We start from the raw sequence: 19,400 nt of genomic DNA on the forward strand, positions 1-19,400 counted from the left end.
TCCCGCATCCCATCAACTCGCACGAACGGAGCGACTCGCCATGACCGCCCAAGCCGCCCGCGAGGTGGTCGCCGCCATCTCGGTGACGATGCAGTACGCCGTCCCGATCGAGGCGCTCTCGGCCGGCAGTGACCAGACGCCGGACGGCGAACGGCAGATCGCCCGCGAGGTCGCGGACGCGATCGGCGACGGCAGGGTCGCCGCAGCGCTGCTCGGAGTGCTGCCCGGCGCAGACACCGCCCTGTCCGTGCGGATCATCGCCGGTCACACCACCCTCATCCCGGCACCGGCACCCGCCGGCAGAGGTCCGCTGGGCACAGCCGACGAGGAGCACACGGTGCCGTCGACGGTGCTGCTGCTGCCGATCTCCCGTACCGATCCCACCTCCGTGCAGTTGATGGCGGCGCATCAGCCGCGGCAACCGGACTGGTGCTGCGCCACTTGCGCGACGCCTTGGCCATGCCCCGTACAGCAGGCCAGTCTGACCGCGAACATCTACGCCGGCAACGGCCGCGGGGTCGGACTCACCCTGACCAGCAACGTCGCCTGCGCCTTCCTGGACCAGCCCCGCGCCTGCCCCGGCTGCCTGACTCGGCAGTTCTTCGGCTGGATGGACGACGACCTGTACGCCCGCATGGTCGCCGACCCGACCACCCCCGTGCCGGCAACGGGCGGCGATAACGCGACGCATGGTGCGGCGGCGGCCCACGCCCCGAACGACGATCCGCGGGCACGGCCGCGCTCGCGGACCTTCACACCCGCCCACCACCTCGCCGACTGTTCGAACGAAGCGCCCGCTGCGGATCGGCTTGGTTCACCGTCTAGCGCAACGCCTACGGGGATGGTGTGCGCGCATGACCACCGCTGAGCAGAGTGACCGGGACGACAGCATCATCTTTGCTGGGCTGCTCGCTGACATCGACGCAGACGGACCGGCCGCCGCGGTGCTGGCCGAAGTTCTCCGCGGGCTCGATCCGGCCACAGCGCCACCGGACGAGTTGCTCATCGATGCGGCGATGCGGTACTCGCGGCTCGCCGAACCGACCCCGGGCCTCGTGCCCGACGACGTGGCCTGGGCCAGCTACGCACACCGGGCGGCACGCGCCCGCTACGGACCGGACCATGTCACCACCCTCATGGCGATGGACAACCTGGCCGCCGTGCTGTACGTCCGCGGCCGGTTCGACGACGCCAACCGCGTCCGCCGGGACCTGATCCAGGTGCACCTCGACCACGGCAACATCGACGCCCACCTGACCCAGCGGATCGAGCTGGCCTACCAGCTTCACGCCGCCGGCCGCTGCGACGACGCCATCCGGCAGGCCCGGGGCGCCTGGCAAGCGTGGATCAGCCGCCACGACCCGGCCAGCCTCGACACGCTGTGGATCATGTTGCAGTTCGTCACCATGCTCATCGCCTGCCACCGGTTCGATGAGGCCGTCGCCGTTCGCAGCGCGGCCCAGTTCACCCCGCCGAGCGACGCTGATCCAACGAAGGCCGGCTACAACGCGTTCGCCGTCACGATTCCCGTGACGATCATCCAGCATCGTCCGGTCTGCACCCGCCAGAACTCCACGGCAACGGCCACAACCGGCCAGGACGGGGTGCGTTGATGGCCCGCTCCCGCCGCCCGGTGCGGCTCCAGCTGACCGGCCGCCGTGCCCTCGCCCGGGCCGAGCAGCTGCTCGACAGCGGCCGGGCCGCCGAGGCCGCGTCGCTCATGGTGAAGACCTACCTGCGGCACGAAAACCCGCAGACCGCCACCCCGCACGAGGACCTCGTCGACGCGGTCGGCTGGTACGTCAAGGCGGTCAACGCCGACCCGGCCGCCGTCCCCGAGCCGCTGGCGTGGGCCCGCTGGGCCTACGCCGCCGCGCACCAGCTGCACGCAGCCGGTCCCGATCTGGACACGCTGCAGGTGGGTGTGGACGTACTCACCCATACGCTGCTGTGGGCCGGCCTGCGTGAGGACGCGCTGGTCGTGCGGCGTGAGGCGATCCAGGTCGCCGCCGCGCGCGGCGACACCACCCGCGCCCGGCAGCGGCACTGCTGGCTGGCCTCGGAACTGCTGGCGATCGGCCGCTGCGCCGAGGCCGCCGACGAAGGGCTCGCCGCGATCGAACCGACCTTCGACGCCAGCCCGGAAGCCACGTCAGACGACATCAGCGCCACTCTCAACGTCTACATGGCGCTGGAATCCTGCCACCGCCACGACGCCGCCACAGCACTCGCGGCCCGGCTCGGCGGTCATCCAGCCGTAGTGGAGGCCGTGGCGCTGCTGTCGTTCGGGGCCGACTGCGACGACCTGCTCAGCATCCTGCCGCCGTCATTCCAAGCCCACGCCCAACAGCACCACGCCGGAGAACCGTGCACCCGGCTGGACTGCCCGTCCGCCCGCGGCAACGCGCTCGGCGCTCGATTTTACGCCGCGCTGCTGTCCAGGTGTGACCCGGCAGCCGCCGAACCCGACGTCGCGCTGATCAGGATTGCGTCCCGGTTCGTGCTCTTCCCCGAGGCCGACACGCAACACAACGCCGATGCTGCGGCCTGGGCGGGATACGCCCACCGCGGCACCCTCGCCGTTCCCGGCAGCAGCGTCGAGCACATCACCGTCGCGACGCGGCTCGTCCTCGCCGTCGCCGACCGGCACGGCTACGCACAGACCGGGATCGACGCATGCCGCGCCGCCGTCGCCGCGCTCACCGGCCGCGGCGGGGTCGCCGACGTCGTCGCCGTCCGGCTGCAGCTGGCGCAGCGGCTGCATCGCGCCGGGTTCTGCGACGACGCGCTCACCGAGGCCGCCGCCGCGCTCACCGCCTACGCAGCGGTCGACACCGACCGCGACGTCACCGGCGTCACGCACTTCATGACCGTCTCCGCGATGTTCGACGGCTGCCACCGCCACCACGACCTCGACACCCTCAGCTACGACTCGGCGTTCGACGGTGCGTACTTCAACGACCAAAACGAGGTTCTGGCCGCCTGGCTGGTGGTATTCGAGGACTCGCTGCTGACCATGCTCGACCACACCGGCACGTTCCACCCCGATACGGCCTGCGCCCACGAACGGTGCACCCGGAACCTCGCCGCCGCAGCAAACATCCCGCACGAGCGGGCGCTGCGCCACATCATGCAGCTGTACGACCAGCAACGCCTCGACGAGGCGGTGACCGCCGTCCGGCAGCACCTCGCCGCAAACGACCCCGCGACCAGCCCACCATCGTCGGGTCTGGCCAAGGTGGCCCTGTGTCACCTCACCAACGCCGTGGAACACTTCCCGGACGAACCCGACGAGTCCGTCCTGCCGTGGGGCCGCTACGCCCGACACGCCGCCGATCTCCTCGACCCCGACCGCACCACCGGCTGGACCGCGCTCATTTCCATGTTCGTGCGCGCGGCGACACTGCACGGCGAGCACGCGGAGGCGATCGCAGCCGCCGCCGAGGCCATCGAGCACTGCGTCGACCGCGGCGACGCTCCCGCCGCCATCAGCGCCCAGTTCGAGCTGGCCGCTGCGCTGCACGCCGCCGGGCACTGCGACGAAGCCCGCGAACATGCCATCGCGGCCTGGCACGACACCCTGGAACACCTCGATCCGGCCGACCCCGAGCAGCGGCTGACCGGCCTGATCGCCGGCACCGGCCTCGTGCACCATCTCGGCGACTGCCACCAGCACGAACAGGCCGTCGCCGTCATGACACGGGCCTCGATCACCTACGGCGCCCACGACACCACCACAGGAATCAGCGCCGGCGCTGAGGAACGCGAACGGCGATGGCAGCGCGCCAACCGCGGATTCCTCCACCGCAGCGACCGCCACCGCACCGCCTACCACGCCACCGACCCCTGCCTCACCGAACACGAACACATCGACGTGCCAATCGCGTTGGCCCTCCAGGGCATCCCGGCGCACACCGATACCATCTTGTTCCGCGTCGCCGTCTTCCAGGACACACCATGACTTCCTTCAGGCCAGACCAGCCCGCCGGCCCGTACGTCCTGCCGGACGGTCCCCGTACCGCGTCCCGCTACGACTTCCTGCTCGGCGGCAAAGACAACTTCCACGATGACCGTGCCTCCGCCGCGGCCCTCGCGGAAGCGTTCCCGGATATCCGTGTCGCGGTTCAGGAGCTGCGCCGTTGTATGCCTCGTTGCGTACGGTACCTCGTCGCCGAGGCCGGTATCCGCCAGCTTGTCGACATCGGTGTCGGCATCCCCAAAGCACCGAACGTGCACGACATCGCGCACCAGTACGCGCCGGGCACCCGCGTCGTCTACGTCGACCACGACCCGAACGTGATGGTCCACGCCCGTGCCTTGCTCACCGCCGGCGAGGGCTGCGCTCCCGTTGACTACCTCGAAGCCGACCTCCGCGACCCCGAGGGCATCCTCACCAGCTCCGCGCTGCGCGGCCTCGACCACGACCGACCCGTCGGTTTGCTGATGTTGGCCGTGCTGCATTTCATCCCCGACGACGAGCGCCCGGCCGAGCTCGTCCGGGCCCTGCTCGACGGGTTGCCGCCAGGCAGTTACGTCGCGATTTCGCACACCACCTTCGACCCGCTGCCCGCCGAGGTTCGCGCGAAGCTCGACGCGCTGCCGCCCGGCCAGCACGGGACCTTCCAAGCCCGCACCTTCAACCAGGTCGCCGGACTCGTCGACGGCCTCACCCTGGTCCCGCCCGGCCTGGTACCCATCAGCCACTGGCGGCCCGACCTCAACACCGACAGCGAGCCGCTCGCCGACCCGGCGGAGGCCGCCGGATACGCGGTGATCGCCCGAACCCCGTCCGCGCCGCGCGCCCCCGCCCACAACCGCAATACCAGGCCCGCACAACACGCCGGTCAGCCGGTCACCGGTCCACAGCCGCAGGGGGTCCGCCCGTGATCCCGCCCCGCACCCCGGACCACGCTGCGACACGACGTTTGGTGCAGCAACGTCTCACCCTTATCCGGCACCCTCAGGTCGCGGTGGGCGGCGATGCGCTGGCAAGCCGGTTCGCCGCACCTGACGCCGCACATGGGGCGCCGTCGCGGACATTCCTCGAGTACGACAGCGACGTGCTGCTCCAGGCCCGGCTCGCCCGCGCAGCGCGACTCCATGCCGTCGGCTGCTGTGGCGACGCTGTCCGGCAGGCAACCGCTGTCTGGCGGGCCTGGACAGCCGGGCACAGTTGCACCAGTCCGGCATCGCAGCTGCTGGCGTTGCGCCTGGCTGGCATGCTCACCGCCTGCCAACGCATCAGGGAAGCCGATCACCTCATCGCCGAGGCCGACCTGTCTCTCGCTGATCCTCACAGCCCGCTCCACGCCGCCTACCGCCGGTACCTCACCGTCGGCGCTGCCGAACGGGTCTTGCACCGGCAGCGCTGCGCCCGGCTCCTCGGCTCGCCCACCACCAGGCCCAGTGAGCATCGATGAACATCCGACGATCGCCCCGCCTGGCCGCCGGACGTCGTGGCCACTGGATCAGGCCCGGGACCGTGGTCCGGGTGAGCGCGGCGTGTCTGGCCATGACGATCCTCGCTGCGGTACCCGTCAGCATCACGCCGGGACGACCATTCCAGCAGCGGATGGCGTTGAGCATCCTCCCGCCACGGACGTACCTGACCGCGCCCGCGTTGCTTCTCGACCTCGCCCAGCACTCGACGGCCACCAGCGCCGATCAGCAGGCCGGCGCCGACAGCTGCACCACCCTGCGCCGCACCACATTCGGCGCCGACGGTGACCGGGTCGGCACCGTCACCGTCGTCAGGGTGCTGCACCCTGACGGTTCGGGGTTGCTCCTAGAACACTCGCGTTTCGGTACGAGCACCTCCGGCGGGGGTTGGACCCGAACCGTCTTCACCGCCGGGCAGTTGTTGGCCGGCATCGCTGAGCCGCTGCCCGACGACCCGCGCGCGCTCGCCGCCGCCGTCACGGAGGCGACCGCCGGGTCAGGCAGCTCCGCCGCCATGCAGGCCGCGGTCGTGGCCGACCTGGCCAGCCTGCGCGTCCTCGATGCGCCGCAGCGGCGGGCGGTCCTGCGCCTCCTCGCGACGTTGCCTAGCAGCACGATCCTCGGCCAGGGCGGCGCCGGCCTGGGCGAGCCGATGATCGGCGCCCGTTTCGGCGACGGCACGCCGGTGAGCATCGACTTGTGGTTCACCACCACCGGGCGCCTCGCCGTCATCACGCACACCGACACCCGCAATGGTGTTCCTCGCATCCGTACCGACGTGCTGCACAGTGCACGCTGCGACCCCGACAACGGCCTCCCGCGGCTCCAGCGTTTCCCCGACGGTTCCGGCGAGACTTGGGCCGTCCGACTCCCTCGCATGATCGGCCCGCAGTGATGGGCCAGATCACGCGGGCGGGATCATCGGACAGCCTGGCCTTCGACGCGGCAACGGCCGGCGCGGAGGCTGTAGCGGGCATGGGGCGTTCTGCGTGCAAGCGGGAGCCGGGTGCTGCTGCCGCTGACCGGATCGCGGGCGAGCCTGGGCCGCGGATGGGGGGTGCGCTGCCGTCGGTTCCGCCGGGCGACGTCGACCTGCGGCACGGCTACACGCTGGGCGGGATCAATCGGCTGGCGAGAGCGGCGGTGTCCCGGGATGTGTTTCATCAGAGTCTGCCGTTCGCGGAGCGGCTCGAAACGGCGTGGTCGGCCATCGTGGAGTGCCTGTATGCCGCCGACGAGGCACCTCGCTCGGGTGACCTGATCCGGGCAGGGTGGAACGGTCTGCGGGCACGGGTGGAGGACGAGTGGCGCACGCACGGCATCGGGCGGGCGGGGGTGATCGACGGTGACGCCACAATGGTCAACTTCTGGCGGTATTGGTGGCCGCAGACCCGCGCGACACCCAGCCCGGAAGACCGGGTGGTCGACCGGCTCGCCCTGGCCCAGATCTGGCCGCTGCTGACCCCGACCTATCAGCGCCTGCTGCTGGCGTTGGCCGTCCACGACGACTATGGCCGCGCCGCCGAGGCGTTGCAACGCCCGCGCGGATCGTTCACCACACATGTCTCGGCCGCTAGGCGGGAGTTTCTCGGCTGGTGGCATCAAGGCGAAACGCCGTCCCGCGTGTGGGTCCAGGACCGGCGCCGCTTCGGCCGCCAGGACCGGCCGCACTGGGCTACAACGGCTGTGCGACGACGCTCGGCGGCCCGCCGCCGAGCGTCCGGAACCGGCGGGAGCACGGCGGAAGGCAGGGCGTAACGCATCGCTCGGCCCGGAATTGTCGACAGGGTTCAACTGGCCACGATTGGAGGCTCGACCATGACCGAGCAGGTAGCGCGCTTCGCGCGAGCACCGCATGCACCGCGAGCAGCGACCCCACCGGACGCATCCGCCGTTCCGGCTGCGAACGGGGTCGCCGGTGATCTGGTGTGGGCGATGTCGTTGCGGTGGTGCGTGCACGAGCTCGGCTTCCGCGCTGCGGTGCGGCGCGTGCGTGAGCTGGGTGTGTCGGCGGTCGAGCTGTGCGGGATGAGCGGTCCGGACGTCGACTGGTGGCGGGACGAGGGCGCCGGGTCCGGGTTGACGGCGGTGAGTGTCCACGCTCCGTGCCCCGACGGGTCAGACGCCAGCCGTCAGTACCCGGGTGACTGGTTCCTCGACGATGATCCGCAGCGGCGGGCGGCGGCGGTGTCGTATGCCGTGGACTCGATCCGGTTCGCCCGGCAGGCCGGCATCCGGCATGTGGTGTATCACCTGGGCAGCTACCAGCGGCGGGAGCTGTTCACCGCCCTGGTCGACGCGGTCGATGCCGGCGGCCCGCAGTGTCGGGCAGCGCGGCAGGCGCGCGGCGCGTACCTGCAGGGTGTCGAGCAGGCCGCCACGGCGGTCCGGGACCGGCTGCGCAGCACCGTGGAGCGGCTGCTGACGGAGGCTGGCGAGGACGTGGTGGTATGCCTGGAGAACCGCTACCGACATGATCAGGCGCCGAGCCCGGCCGGGGTGGTGGCGCTGGCGGAGGAGTTCCGGTCCCCGGCGCTGGGTTACTGGCACGACACCGGCCATGAGGCCGCGCAGCGCCATCTCGGCGTGTGGGACAACGGCGCCGCGGACGCCGCGCTGCAGCTGCTCGCTGGGATGCATCTGCACGACTGCGGCGGCGTCGACGACCATCGCCCCCCCGGGGAGGGCTACTACGACTTCTCCCCGATCCTGGCGCGGCGCGCACCGTCGATGCCGCTGGTGCTGGAGCTGGCGTCGTCGGCCAGCGCTGAGCGAGTCCTGGCCGGGATCGCGTTCCTGGACCGGCTCGCACGAACGGGGCGGCGATGATCCCGCCGCCGGTCCACGCCGGTCGCTGGCCGCTCGACGCGGCCGGCACCTTCGGCGGCACCCGGATTCCCGCTGGGAGGCGGACCGAGCTGCTGTGCGATCCGCGCGACAGTCATCTGCTCGTCGTCGTGTCGGGGGTCGTCTCGGTCGCATTGTTTCAGCCGGGCGGCCCGGACTATCGGTCGTGCCGGTCGGGTGACATCATGTCGATCCCGCCCGGGTGCGGGTATTCGGTGGCCGCGGACGGGTTGGACGGCTCGACGATCCTCGACGTGCGGGCCCCGGCCGAGCAGGGCCGTCCGGCCGCGGTCGTGGACCACTTCGAGGTGCCGCTGTCGGCGCAGCAGCGGCGGGTGGCGTTGCACCGGGCGACCGAGGCGGCATGGCCGCTGGGTGACGTGGTGCGCATGGCGCAGGACTTCCACGCCTTCGACGCGACCCTGTACGCCGACCCGAGCCACTACCGGGTGACTCGGATCGGACCGTTCGAGTGCGTCATCGCGGTGGAACCCGTCGAGCGGGTGGTCGGCCTGGACGTCTTGGACGTGGTCGCTGAGGTCATGGCCCGGCATGGGCTGCCGGTGTTCCTGGAGGGGTCGCAATCGCCGCTGTCGGTGAAGCAGCCCTGCGCGTCGTCGGACGTGGATCTGTTGGTCGCGATCGACGACGCCGCGCAGATCGGCGTGGCGCATCGGGCGGTCGCCGATCTGGAGGCGCTGCGGCAGCTGGGTGCGGTGCGGATCTCGACCGGGATCGTGCTGCGGCCGTGGCTGCGGCTGCCGAACTTCTACTCCGCGCTGTCGGTCGACGCCGCTGGCCCGGACCGGCGCTGGTGGCGGGCGTCGCCAGCCGAGCGGCTGGCCGAGGCGCACCGGCGGGTCAGCCGGGGGCTAGCCGTCATTGCCGACCCGGACAGGATCGGCGCCATCCAGGACCAGACGATCGCGCTGATGCGCAGCACCACCCGGGGCGAGGTCCGCGAGATGCGGCTCGTGCCGCGGTGGGTCGGCCTGCAACGCATCGTCCTGCCCGCTGGGATCGGGACGGAGGCGGCATGATCGTCAGGATCGTGGTCGGCGCGGACGGGTTCGTCGGCCGAGCGCTGGTCGCACGGCTGCGGACCGAACCGGGCCGGCTCGTGCTGGCCGATACCCGGCCCATCGACGCGGGACCCGGGATCATCACCGTGGCGGAGGACTGCCGTGCTCCACGGTTTGGGGAGCTGCTGCAGCCCCATCTCGTGGCCGCGGACCGGGCCGAGGTGTTCGTCGCCGCCGGTGACGTCGGTGAGCTCACCCGCTTGGGTTACGTCACCCTCGACCAGTTCCGTGCCGCCGTCGCCGCCAACCTCGATCCTGCGTTCGCGGCGGCCCAGGCGTTCGCGCAAGTGGTGATCCGGCTCGGCGTCCCCGGATCGATCACGTTCTGCAGCTCGCTTGGTGCGGCCAGGGCCCACCGGTACAAGATCGGGTACGACGCGGCGAAGGCCGGGGTGGAGAGCCTCGCCCGCGGCTTCGCCCTGGAATACGCAGGCCAGGGCGTCACGACCCGGGCGGTGCAGGTCGGGCCGATCGCCGACTCGGCCAGCAGCACCGCTGACGGACCCATGGCCGAGGCGCTGGTCCGGCTGGTGCCCGGCGGCCGGTACGCCACCGTCGAGGAGGTCGCCGACGCGATCGTGCGGTTCGCCGGCCCCGGCTTCGACCTGGCGACCGGAGCGGTCCTGCCCTTGGACGGCGGGCTGGTGCAGCAGCTGCGCCCGGCCGACACCGAACGGGCGCCTGCCGCACCGGCGGTACCGGGAGTGGCCATGCCGGATCGGTAGGATCGCTGCCGGCGCGCCGCGCCGAATTGTTCTTTTCATGTAGTTGCGGCAACCCGCTGTAACTAAGAGCCTTTGGGGCCTCACATGCTATCCATGCAGGACGCGCTGTCCGCGCTGACCAGGTACTGGGCTGGGCATGGCTGTCTAACCGTGCAGCCGATGAACACCGAGGTCGGAGCAGGCACGCTGAACCCGGCGACGTTCCTTCGGGTGCTGGGCCCGGAGCCGTGGAAGGTCGCCTACGTCGAACCGTCCGTGCGTCCGGACGACGCCCGCTACGGGCAGAACCCGAACCGGATTCAGACCCACACCCAGTTCCAGGTCATCCTCAAACCCGAACCCGGCAACGCGCAGGACCTGTATCTGGGCAGCCTCGCCGCCCTCGGCGTGGACGTTGCCGCGCACGACGTGCGGTTCGTGGAGGACAACTGGGCCTCCCCGGCGCTCGGCGCGTGGGGACTGGGCTGGGAGGTGTGGCTCGACGGCCTCGAAATCACCCAGTTCACCTACTTCCAGCAGGCCGGCGGCCTGAACCTGGACCCGGTGTCGGTCGAGATCACCTACGGCATGGAACGCATCCTGATGGCCCTGCAAGGGGTCAGCCACTTCAAGGACATCGTCTACGCCGACGGGGTCAGCTACGGCGAGATCTTCGGCCAGGCCGAGTACGAAATGAGCCGCTACTACCTCGACGACGCCGACATGGCCGCGAACCAGACCCTGTTCGACACCTACGCCGCCGAAGCCCAGCGGATGATCGACGCCGGGCTGCCGATCCCGGCGAACAGCTACGTGCTCAAGTGCAGCCACGCGTTCAACGTCCTCGACGCCCGCGGCGCGATCTCCCCGACCGAACGTGCCCGCGCGTTCGCCCGGATGCGCCGCCTGGCCGGTGAGGTCGCCAAACTGTGGACCATCCGCCGCGACGAGGCCGGCCACCCGCTCGGCCTCGCCCCGCAGACCATAGCCCCCGCGATCACCGCCGAACTCCCCGTCGTGGACGGCCCGTCCACGGTGCTGGTCGAGATGGGCATGGAGGAACTCCCGCCCGCGGAGGTCGCCCGCACCGCCGAAACGCTCCAGGCCGCGCTGGCCGCAGCGCTCGCCGGAACCCGCCTCGACCACGGCGACATCACCGTCTACGGCGCGCCGCGCCGGGTCGCGGCGGTCATCACCGGTGTCGCCGCCCGTGAGGACGACCACGACCGGCAGGTCCGCGGCCCCCGCATGTCGGCCGCCTACGACGCCGACGGCCAGCCGACCAAGGCGGCCCTGGGCTTCGCCCGCGGCAAAGGTGTCGACGTCGCCGAGCTCCAGCCGGTCGACGTCGACGGCGTAACCCACGTCGCGGTCGTGCAGCACGTCACCGGCAGAACCGCCGCGACCGTCCTGGCCGACGTGCTGCCCGGCATCGTCGCCGGGTTGCAGGCCGAGAAGAACATGCGGTGGAACGCCCCTGGACTGTCGTTCTCTCGGCCGATCCGCTGGATCGTGGCGCTGCTCGGCGAACACGTCGTGCCGTTCACCGTGGCCAACCTGACGTCCGGACGGACCACCAGCGTGCACCGCACCGCGGACCAGCCGCGCGTCGAGATCCCGGCCGCCGACGCGTACCTCGACACGCTCACCGCGCACAGCATCACGGCCGACGCCGCGGTGCGCCGCCGCGCCATCATCGACGCCGCCACCGCGCTGGCCGCCACGGTCGGCGGGACCGTCGACATCGACGGCGAGGCGAAACTCCTCGACGAGGTCACCAACCTGGTCGAAGACCCGAACCCGGTCCTCGGCAGCTTCGACCCGGCCTACCTCGACCTGCCCGCCGACATCCTCACCACCGTCATGCGCAAACACCAGCGCTACCTGCCGGTCCGCGGCGCTGACGGGCAGCTGCTGCCGTCCTTCGTCGCCGTCGCCAACGGCCGCTGCGACATCGACCAGGTCCGCGCCGGCAACGAAGCCGTGCTCCGCGCCCGCTACGAGGACGCCGCGTTCTTCTGGCGCGCCGACCTGACCATCCCGCTGGAGCAGTTGCGGGCCGCGATCGGCCGGCTCACGTTCGCCGACCGGCTCGGCTCGATGGCCGACCGTGCCGACCGGATCGCCGCACTCGCGGCGACCCTCGCCGAGCAGGTCGAGTTGGCCGCCGAGGACAGCGCGACGCTCGCGCGGGCCGGGGCACTGGTGAAGTTCGACCTGGCCTCGCAGATGGTCACCGAACTGTCCAGCCTCGCCGGGCTCATGGGCCGCGAATACGCCCTCCGAGCCGGGGAACCCACCCAGGTCGCAACGGCCGTGTTCGAGGCCGAACTACCCCGCCACGCGGGTGATGCGACCCCGGCCACCACTCCGGGAGCGCTGCTCGCGCTGGCCGACCGGTTCGACCTGCTCGCCGGGCTGTTCGCCGTCGGCGCGACCCCCACCGGCAGCTCCGACCCGTTCGGGATGCGCCGCGCCGCCCTCGGTGTCGTGAGCATCCTGCGCCACCAGCCGGGACTGGCCGCGATCACCGTCCCCGACGCGTTGCGCGCCGCCGCACACCAGCAGCCAGTCCCCGCCGACGATGTGGTCGCCGCGGCGACCGAGTTCATCGTGCGCCGCTACGAACAGCAGCTCCTCGACGCTGGCCACGACCACCGGCTGATCCAGGCCGTTCTGCCCCTGGCCGTCGCACCCGCACACGCCGACGCCACGCTGAGGGAACTTGAACGGCGCAGCACCGATCCGGCGTTCGGCCGGCTCGTGCAAGCGTTCCAACGCGTCCTGCGGATCGTCCCGGACGGCACACCGACCGGCTACAACCCGGCCGAACTGCGGGAACCCGCCGAACTCGCACTCCACGACGCGGTCGCCAAGACCCGGGTCGAACTCGGCGACACCGCCGACCTCGGCCGCTTCGCCGACCTCGCCGCCGCGCTCATCGAACCGATCGACACTTTCTTCACCGACGTCCTCGTCATGGACGACAACCCCAGCGTGCGCGCCAACCGGCTCGGCCTGCTCGCCACCATCCGCAGCCTCGGCGCCCGCCACCTCGACTGGACACAACTCACCTAAACGGAGGACACATGGGGCAGCAGGCGCACGCCATCAGGGACACCGGCCCGACCGTCGCGCAATTCCCGCACCACAGCGCCATCAACCCGGTCCTCGACGCCTTCACCGAAGCCGTCACCGCCGCCGGCGCGCACCTGCTGCCCCACCAACTCGTCCCCGGCAACCCCGCCCACTTCCCGGCCTGGGTCGACCAGCACCTCCACCACCTCGACGTCATCCATCTGCACTGGTTCCAACGCCTCTACCTGCGCCGAGGACGCCTGCGCACCCTGCACGGCATCCGCCAGTTCATCACCACCCTGCGCCGGGCACAACGCCACGGCATCGCCGTCACCTGGACCGTGCACAACCTGCGCCCCCACGAACAGCCCTACCCCCGGCTCGACGCCCTCGCCCACAACCTCGTCGGCCGCCTCATCGACCGAGCCACCGTCGAAACCCCCGCGGCGCTGCCGGAGCTCTACCGGGTCTACCCCATGCTGGAAGGCCGCACATCCACCGTCGCACTCGGCTCCTACCAGAGCATCTACCCCCCGCCGATAGACATGAGCGACGCCCGGCAACGCCTCGGACTGCCGCCCACCGCGAGGATCTGGCTCGCATTCGGGCTCATCCGCCGCTACAAACAAGTCCCCGAACTCATCACCACCTTCGCCGCCGCCCTCGCCGGCCCGGACAACATCCTGCTCGTCGCCGGGGAACCACATACCGACGACGAACGCCGCCGCATCGAACACGCCGCCCGGACCGCCCCGAACGTCATCCTCCAGCTGCATAAAGTCCCTGACCACGCCATCCCTGCCGTCTTCGGCGCCGCCAACTACGTCGTATGCAACTACCGAGCCACCTTCAACTCCGGCGTCATCCTGCTCGCCGCCTCATACGGACGCAGCGTCATCGCCCAACCAGTCGGCACCAGCTGCGCCCTGCCCAACGACATGTTCGCCGCCCGCATCGCTCCCGATCCCGACGGCCTCCACCACGCCCTCCGCCTCTCTGCTGGAGCCAACTGGCACCACGCCGGAGCAACCGCGTTTCGATGGGCCTCTAGCCGTACCTGGACCAGCACCGGAACCAACACAGTCGCGACTTGGGACCAGGCCATCCGCGCCCGCAGACAACGCCGAGCCGGCCCGGCGCCGTTCCTACCTCACCCTGCATCGGAATCCGCCACCGACAGGTAACGGCAGGTACTGGCCGGACGCCGCCGACGAGGATGCGGCATCGACAACCTGCGTCACCACACTCCACGAACCGGCATCACTATGAGTCCCACAGGGAGGACCGCGTGAGCGCACCGTTGATCCGCGCCGTCAGTTGGAATCTCCTGTCGTACGGCAAGTCGTCGACGCCGACCCGACGCGGGCAGCACGAGCTCCTACGGTTCCTGCGACCGGACGTGCTGTGCCTACAGGAGATCTACTCGCAGGACTCGACTCGTGCCGAACTGAACCAGTTGGTCACCGGCATCGCCGACGCCGTCGGCATGGACTACTTCCCGGTGCCGGCCAGGCACTCCGACTGCCACCTCGCGATACTCTGGCGCCCCGGCTACAGCCTCTTGTCGCAGCGGGCGTACGACCTTCTGCTGTGGCACGGGCTAGGTGTCGTCCGCCTCGACGTCGGCGCGGCGGTTCCGCTCGCCGTCGCGGTCACGCACCTGGGACCATGGGACCCCGACAAGCAACTCCGCGACGCGTACACCCTGACCGGGCAACTATCGCTGTCGGACGCCACCCTCTTGGCCGCCGACTGGAACTCCTTCGGCGCCGATCCCGGCTACGATCCCGACCCGGACTGGTCGTCGCTGCCCGAGGCATGGATCGAACGGCATGTGCGCTGGCACGACGACCCGGCAGCCCCACGGGTAGCCGACCGACGGCCCGCACAACTGCTACACCGCAGCGGCTTCGCCGACGCCGCACCGACCCTACGCGCGCCATGGCAGGCGACCGGGGGCCACCGCGGCGGCTGGGCCCGCCGCGAAGACGTCTTCTGGGCCACCAGACCGGCAGCGCTGCGCAGCTACCAGGTGATCGACACCCCGGCCGCCCGAGACCTCTCCGACCACCTGCCAATCCTGGTCGAACTGGACCCGCAGGCGCTGTCACAGACGACCCCGAGCGCCGACGACGACGGCCTGCGTGGGTCCCGCAAGGACGCGATTCAATGACAGCCTCGACAAATATCCAACGGCTAAAGCCGGACGCGGGTTGATACCGACAAGATCGGCTTTATGCGAAGGCGAACCCAAGTTCAGCTGCCGCGTCGGCAAGGTAGTGCGCCACCTGCGACCAGATAGCCCCTTGCTCACTGCAATCGATCGCGTCAGCAGCTGCCGTTGCGTGCAGGTCGGCCAGATGTCTGACGAGCTCGACAGCCGCGCACCGAAGTTCGATCTTGTCAGGACCGGCTACGGGAAGGTCATCGACGAAGGTTCCTTCACCGTTCATGTCAGGGTGTAGCACGTCAATTGCATGCTGGAGGGCATCACCGTAGGCCGCCCAGTCCTGAATGGCTGGGCCGTCGGCGGTTGCGGTCGCCGCGTGTGCGGCCAGCACGAGTGCGCGGTTGACGGATGGATCGTTCGGGCTAGCTGTCGTGGGCAGAGCTTGGGCCGTGCCGCGGAGCAAGTCGCGGAAAGTCACGGATGAGTCGGCCATGCTGGGTACCTTCCGTCTGGGATGACGCATCTGTTTGTTGCGTCGTCTTGCAGAGGTGGGGTGGCTGCGCTTTCGAGGAGCTAGTCCCACCAATCCGTCGGTGCCGGAGAGATATCCGGAACGGGGGGTGGCTCGTGCTTGCCGGCTCGGGTGCCTTCGGGTTGGCGGCAGTTGCGGAACGGGCCGTCGGCGGCGATCAGGATTGGTAGGTGGTGGTCGAAGTCGAGCCACCAGCCGGCTTTGGCTTCGGGTTGCCAGCGAGCGGCTTCCCAGCTGGTCCACAGGAGGGTGAGTCGGGCGATGGCTTCGGCGTGGTCCCACCACTCGGCACACCACCGCAGTCGGGGGTTGCTGGGGATGCGGTGCAGGAACATTGGGGTGAAGTAGCCGATCACCCAGGCTTCGAGATTGGGATACAGCGGCGGGTGTTGCTCCTGCTCGGTCGTTTCGATGCTGGTCGGGGCGGTCATCGGGCCAGTCCTGCCGTGCGGCCCGCGGTGTTGGCGGGGGCGGCGGCGGCCGGCGAGCGGCGGGCGACGTCGTGTGGCATGGCGTGTGGGTGGTGCAGCCCGTCGGGGTACCACTCACTGGCCAGCTGTGCTGCGGTGCGTTGCGCGGCGGCGGTGTCGCGGTTGGCGTCGCCGATGTTGGTCGCGTTGGCGGGCAGGCCGTCGACGGCGTGTTCGTTGAAGCCCGTCGTGGCCGGGTTGTCGGGCGTCGCCGCGTCGGCGACTCCGTGTGCAGTCTCTCGGCCGGCGCGCTCGAGGAGTGCAGCACGGAGTGCGTCTGCGGCGGCGTCGCCGCCGGGCCCGAGCCGGCGCAGCTCGGCGAGGTACTCGGCTGGGTCGACACCGGTGGCGAGGTGGATCTGCTCGTCGGCAACCGCCGTCCCGAACCCGGCCTGGCCGACGACGGGTACCTCCGAGGCGCCGAGGGCGCCGGCTCGGGTTCCCGGGCCGTACGGCCGCATGACCGGGGTATGGGCCATCTCCTCGGCTGCGGCGCGCATCGCGTCGCTGCGGGGCGTGCCGTTGCGGACGGCCTCGTCGTACAGGTGCATCGGCCGCGGATACATGTCCCTGAGCCGGTCCTCGACCGTTTCCGCGGCAGCGCGCGCCTCGGGGAACTGCGTTTCGCGGAGGCGGGCGGTCCGCCATACGGTGGCAAGGTCGTACAGGTCCGCTGTGGCGACCCAGTTCGGGTCGAGAGTCTGGCTGATGAGGCGCCGGTCGTGCGTCGCGCGTTGCCGGGCGGCGTAGTCGGCGAGCCGGTCGCTGTGCTCGCGGACCTTGTCGGCCTGTTCCTGCTGGCGCTGCTGCGCTTGCGCCTGGGCTTCCTCCCGCCCGTGTTTGCGGCGGCGCTGTTCGGCGGCGAGTCGGGCCGTGGCCTCGCCGAGGGTCCCGAGGACCGCCAGCGCCTGGCCGGCGCGTTGGGTGATCTCCGCAGCGATGTCCGGGTGCTGCTCCTGTCCGAAGTCCATCAGCCTTTCCCCTATCTTCCGTGGCCGACGCCCGGCCCGGGTTGACGTCGAGCGTCGGTGGGGCGCGTTGGCGGCACGGTTGATGGCCGTGTTGACGGAGGCGCTGCGGCCACGTCCGGGGTGCGACCGCCGGGCATGCTGTTGCGGGTGCCGGCGGAACGGAGGAGCCGCGCGGCGGTGCGGGCGGCGCGTGCCTGGTGCAGCCGGCGTTGGGTGTCGCGCAGGTCGGCGAGGGAGTCGGCGAGCATCGACATCGTGTGGATGAACCGGAGCATGGCGAACACCGCGTTGTCGTCAGCGAGCTCACCAGCGAGCCGTAGAAGTCGTGCCGTCGACCGCAGCGCTTCGCGGCGGCTGGTTGATGGCAGCGGTCGCCGGTACGGCTCGCGGGTGGCCCGGTCGAGGGCCTCGGCCGCGCGGTGCAGCGGGCCGCGGCGTTCTCCCTCCAGCAGGCGGGCCGCAACGGTGAGTGTGTCGGCTGCCGCACTTGCCGCGGCGCTCGCTGCGGCCGGGTCGCCCCCCGCCTGTCGGATCTGTTCGGCCGCGGCTTTGACCTCGCTGGCGGCTCGCTCGTACAGCTCGGCTTGGACCAGGCGTGGGGGCGGCGGGATCGAGCCGGGGGCTTGGCCCCAGCGGCGGTGCAGCTGCGGCAGGGTGAGGTCGGGTGCGAGCCTGCCGCCGCCGTACCAGACGGGTTGACCCGCAGCGGTGGTGTAGCCGGCCAGGGCAACGGCGTAGCCGGTGACCTGCCCGGGATGCACGGTACTGGTTCGGGTTCGAACGAGAAGGCCGGCGTCGTGCAGCAGGGTGAAGAACTGCTCCTGGCTGTCGGCGACTGCGGCGGCGTGGCGGACGTGGCGGCGCAGCTGGTCGCGGGGGCGTTCGCGTCGGCCGGTTCGGGCGGCCTTGTGTACCTCGCGGGTGGTCGGGCGGGTGTGGGCGGTGCGGTCGGTGGGGCCGACCCGGTGCAGCCCGTAGCGTTCTTCCAGGTCCCGGCATGCTGCCTGGGCGAGCCATCGGTCGTTGCGGGCCCACTCGGTGCGCCGGTCCTGCCGCACGAGGGTCGCGACGATGTGGATGTGGTCTGGGGCGTGCCGCACGGCAACCCACCGCACCGCGCGGGAGTCGCCGTGCGGTGCGAGACCGACTTTGGCCATGACCTCGGCGCCGATCCGGGCCCACTGCTCGTCGGTGAGCCACCGGTCTTCCGGGTGGGTGCGGATCGAGCAGTGCCACACCGGTTGACGCGGCGGGTTGACCCCGCGGCGTACCGGCTGCTCCAGCAGGTCGACGAGCTGGCGGAGGTCCGGCTTGCCGCCTGGGCCGATCGACGGCTCCAAGTTCGCCAGCGGCCCGGCGCCGTCCCACGCGGCGACCAGGTGCGGATCGATGTGCTCCTCGCGTCGCCCCGGACCGTACAGGTAGCGCAGCAGCCCGTACACCCGCCGGCCACGGCCGATCTTGGGAATCATCGCAAGGCCCGGTCGATCCGCGCGATCACGCCATCGACCCGCCGCATCCGCTGCTCGCACAGGGCCGCGGCCCGCACCAGCCACGGCGGCACGTCGCCGGTGGCGTGCAGCGCCGCGATGCCCTGGTTGAGGTTGGTGCCGATCCGCCCGACCGCGACCCGCGCGTCGAACAGTTCAACCTGCAGCTGCGCGAGGGTCTCACGGCCCAGCGTCATCGGCTGCTCGCCGCGGGCGGCGGCTAGGCCGGCTTCGCCGACGAACCCGGTCGGGGTCAGCCCCGCGGCGGCGGCGGCCGACGCGATGTCGGCGACCTCCTGCTCGGTGTAGGTCGGGGCGATCCGGCGAGGACGGCCGGGGTAGAGATGGCGTCGGTCGCGTCCGCGTCCGGGCCGCGTGGACGCGTCCACGTCCTTCGGCGATGGCTGTTCGGTCATCAGCCCACGGTTGCCGCCCACCGTTGTCGACACCGTTTGCGGCCAGGGGGCCGCTCCTCCAGCGACGACGCATCGTCGCTGCTCAACGGCTGACCGCGCCCGGTCGGCTGCCGCTCCTGGCACAGGAGCCCATAACTTGCTCCCGCAACGCAGCGGGAGTCCGTCCACTCGGGTTCCAGGGCGCTACGGGTCGGCTGCGCC

At 71.1% G+C, this 19,400-nt stretch carries 18 protein-coding genes; 13 read left to right on the plus strand and 5 right to left on the minus strand.

Going from position 1 to position 19,400, the window contains the following annotated elements; genetic code table 11:
• Nucleotides 1-64 precede the first annotated feature (64 nt).
• From AB0M46_RS00195 to AB0M46_RS00255, 13 genes are all read left to right on the plus strand, one after another.
• Complete coding sequence (locus AB0M46_RS00195; protein ID WP_363331951.1) at nucleotides 65-868, plus strand: hypothetical protein; 804 nt, start codon at nucleotides 65-67, stop codon at nucleotides 866-868.
• Nucleotides 855-1,613, plus strand: a complete 759-nt coding sequence (locus tag AB0M46_RS00200) for a hypothetical protein (RefSeq protein ID WP_363331953.1) — start codon at nucleotides 855-857, stop codon at nucleotides 1,611-1,613. The genes AB0M46_RS00195 and AB0M46_RS00200 overlap by 14 nt, the downstream gene beginning before the upstream one ends.
• On the plus strand, nucleotides 1,613-3,961 hold the full coding sequence (locus AB0M46_RS00205) for a hypothetical protein (RefSeq protein WP_363331954.1): 2,349 nt from the start codon (nucleotides 1,613-1,615) through the stop codon (nucleotides 3,959-3,961). The genes AB0M46_RS00200 and AB0M46_RS00205 overlap by 1 nt, the downstream gene beginning before the upstream one ends.
• Nucleotides 3,958-4,887, plus strand: a complete 930-nt coding sequence (locus AB0M46_RS00210) for an SAM-dependent methyltransferase (RefSeq protein WP_363331955.1) — start codon at nucleotides 3,958-3,960, stop codon at nucleotides 4,885-4,887. The genes AB0M46_RS00205 and AB0M46_RS00210 overlap by 4 nt, the downstream gene beginning before the upstream one ends.
• A 41-nt stretch (nucleotides 4,888-4,928) precedes the next feature.
• A complete protein-coding gene (locus AB0M46_RS00215) occupies nucleotides 4,929-5,420 on the plus strand; it encodes a hypothetical protein (RefSeq protein WP_363331956.1) in 492 nt (163 codons plus the stop codon).
• A gap of 71 nt (nucleotides 5,421-5,491) precedes the next feature.
• Nucleotides 5,492-6,334 (plus strand): hypothetical protein, encoded by an 843-nt coding sequence (locus AB0M46_RS00220; RefSeq protein ID WP_363331957.1) that lies wholly within the window; start codon nucleotides 5,492-5,494, stop codon nucleotides 6,332-6,334.
• A complete protein-coding gene (locus AB0M46_RS00225) occupies nucleotides 6,331-7,197 on the plus strand; it encodes a hypothetical protein (RefSeq protein ID WP_363331958.1) in 867 nt (288 codons plus the stop codon). Before AB0M46_RS00220 ends, AB0M46_RS00225 begins: the two co-directional genes overlap by 4 nt.
• A gap of 177 nt (nucleotides 7,198-7,374) precedes the next feature.
• Nucleotides 7,375-8,268: a TIM barrel protein gene (locus tag AB0M46_RS00230; protein WP_363331959.1), complete on the plus strand. Its 894-nt coding sequence runs from the start codon at nucleotides 7,375-7,377 to the stop codon at nucleotides 8,266-8,268.
• On the plus strand, nucleotides 8,265-9,326 hold the full coding sequence (locus AB0M46_RS00235; RefSeq protein WP_363331960.1) for a hypothetical protein: 1,062 nt from the start codon (nucleotides 8,265-8,267) through the stop codon (nucleotides 9,324-9,326). The genes AB0M46_RS00230 and AB0M46_RS00235 overlap by 4 nt, the downstream gene beginning before the upstream one ends.
• The gene (locus tag AB0M46_RS00240; RefSeq protein WP_363331961.1) at nucleotides 9,323-10,093 is read left to right on the plus strand and encodes an SDR family oxidoreductase; all 771 of its coding nucleotides are present in this window, start codon (nucleotides 9,323-9,325) and stop codon (nucleotides 10,091-10,093) included. Before AB0M46_RS00235 ends, AB0M46_RS00240 begins: the two co-directional genes overlap by 4 nt.
• 84 nt (nucleotides 10,094-10,177) lie before the next feature.
• Complete coding sequence (locus tag AB0M46_RS00245) at nucleotides 10,178-13,150, plus strand: glycine--tRNA ligase (RefSeq protein ID WP_363331962.1); 2,973 nt, start codon at nucleotides 10,178-10,180, stop codon at nucleotides 13,148-13,150.
• A gap of 11 nt (nucleotides 13,151-13,161) precedes the next feature.
• The gene (locus AB0M46_RS00250; protein ID WP_363331963.1) at nucleotides 13,162-14,334 is read left to right on the plus strand and encodes a hypothetical protein; all 1,173 of its coding nucleotides are present in this window, start codon (nucleotides 13,162-13,164) and stop codon (nucleotides 14,332-14,334) included.
• A gap of 104 nt (nucleotides 14,335-14,438) precedes the next feature.
• Nucleotides 14,439-15,323, plus strand: a complete 885-nt coding sequence (locus AB0M46_RS00255) for an endonuclease/exonuclease/phosphatase family protein (protein ID WP_363331964.1) — start codon at nucleotides 14,439-14,441, stop codon at nucleotides 15,321-15,323.
• Between the two features lie 61 nt (nucleotides 15,324-15,384).
• Here AB0M46_RS00255 and AB0M46_RS00260 read toward each other — a convergent pair whose 3' ends face one another.
• The 5 genes from AB0M46_RS00260 to AB0M46_RS00280 form a co-directional block, all read right to left on the minus strand.
• A complete protein-coding gene (locus AB0M46_RS00260) occupies nucleotides 15,385-15,813 on the minus strand; it encodes a hypothetical protein (RefSeq protein ID WP_363331966.1) in 429 nt (142 codons plus the stop codon).
• 80 nt (nucleotides 15,814-15,893) lie between these two features.
• Nucleotides 15,894-16,283 carry a DUF4913 domain-containing protein gene (locus tag AB0M46_RS00265; RefSeq protein WP_363331967.1) on the minus strand — a complete coding sequence of 130 codons (390 nt, stop codon included), beginning with the start codon at nucleotides 16,281-16,283 and terminating at the stop codon, nucleotides 15,894-15,896.
• Entirely contained in the window at nucleotides 16,280-17,293 is a 1,014-nt protein-coding gene (locus AB0M46_RS00270) for a hypothetical protein (protein WP_363331968.1), read from the minus strand. The genes AB0M46_RS00265 and AB0M46_RS00270 overlap by 4 nt, the downstream gene beginning before the upstream one ends.
• A gap of 11 nt (nucleotides 17,294-17,304) precedes the next feature.
• Nucleotides 17,305-18,765 carry a relaxase/mobilization nuclease domain-containing protein gene (locus AB0M46_RS00275; RefSeq protein ID WP_363331969.1) on the minus strand — a complete coding sequence of 487 codons (1,461 nt, stop codon included), beginning with the start codon at nucleotides 18,763-18,765 and terminating at the stop codon, nucleotides 17,305-17,307.
• Nucleotides 18,762-19,199: a hypothetical protein gene (locus AB0M46_RS00280; RefSeq protein WP_363331970.1), complete on the minus strand. Its 438-nt coding sequence runs from the start codon at nucleotides 19,197-19,199 to the stop codon at nucleotides 18,762-18,764. The genes AB0M46_RS00275 and AB0M46_RS00280 overlap by 4 nt, the downstream gene beginning before the upstream one ends.
• Between the last annotated feature and the right edge of the window lie 201 nt (nucleotides 19,200-19,400).

Origin of the sequence: Dactylosporangium sp. NPDC051485 (assembly GCF_040682015.1) — a bacterium.
GTDB lineage: Bacteria > Actinomycetota > Actinomycetes > Mycobacteriales > Micromonosporaceae > Dactylosporangium.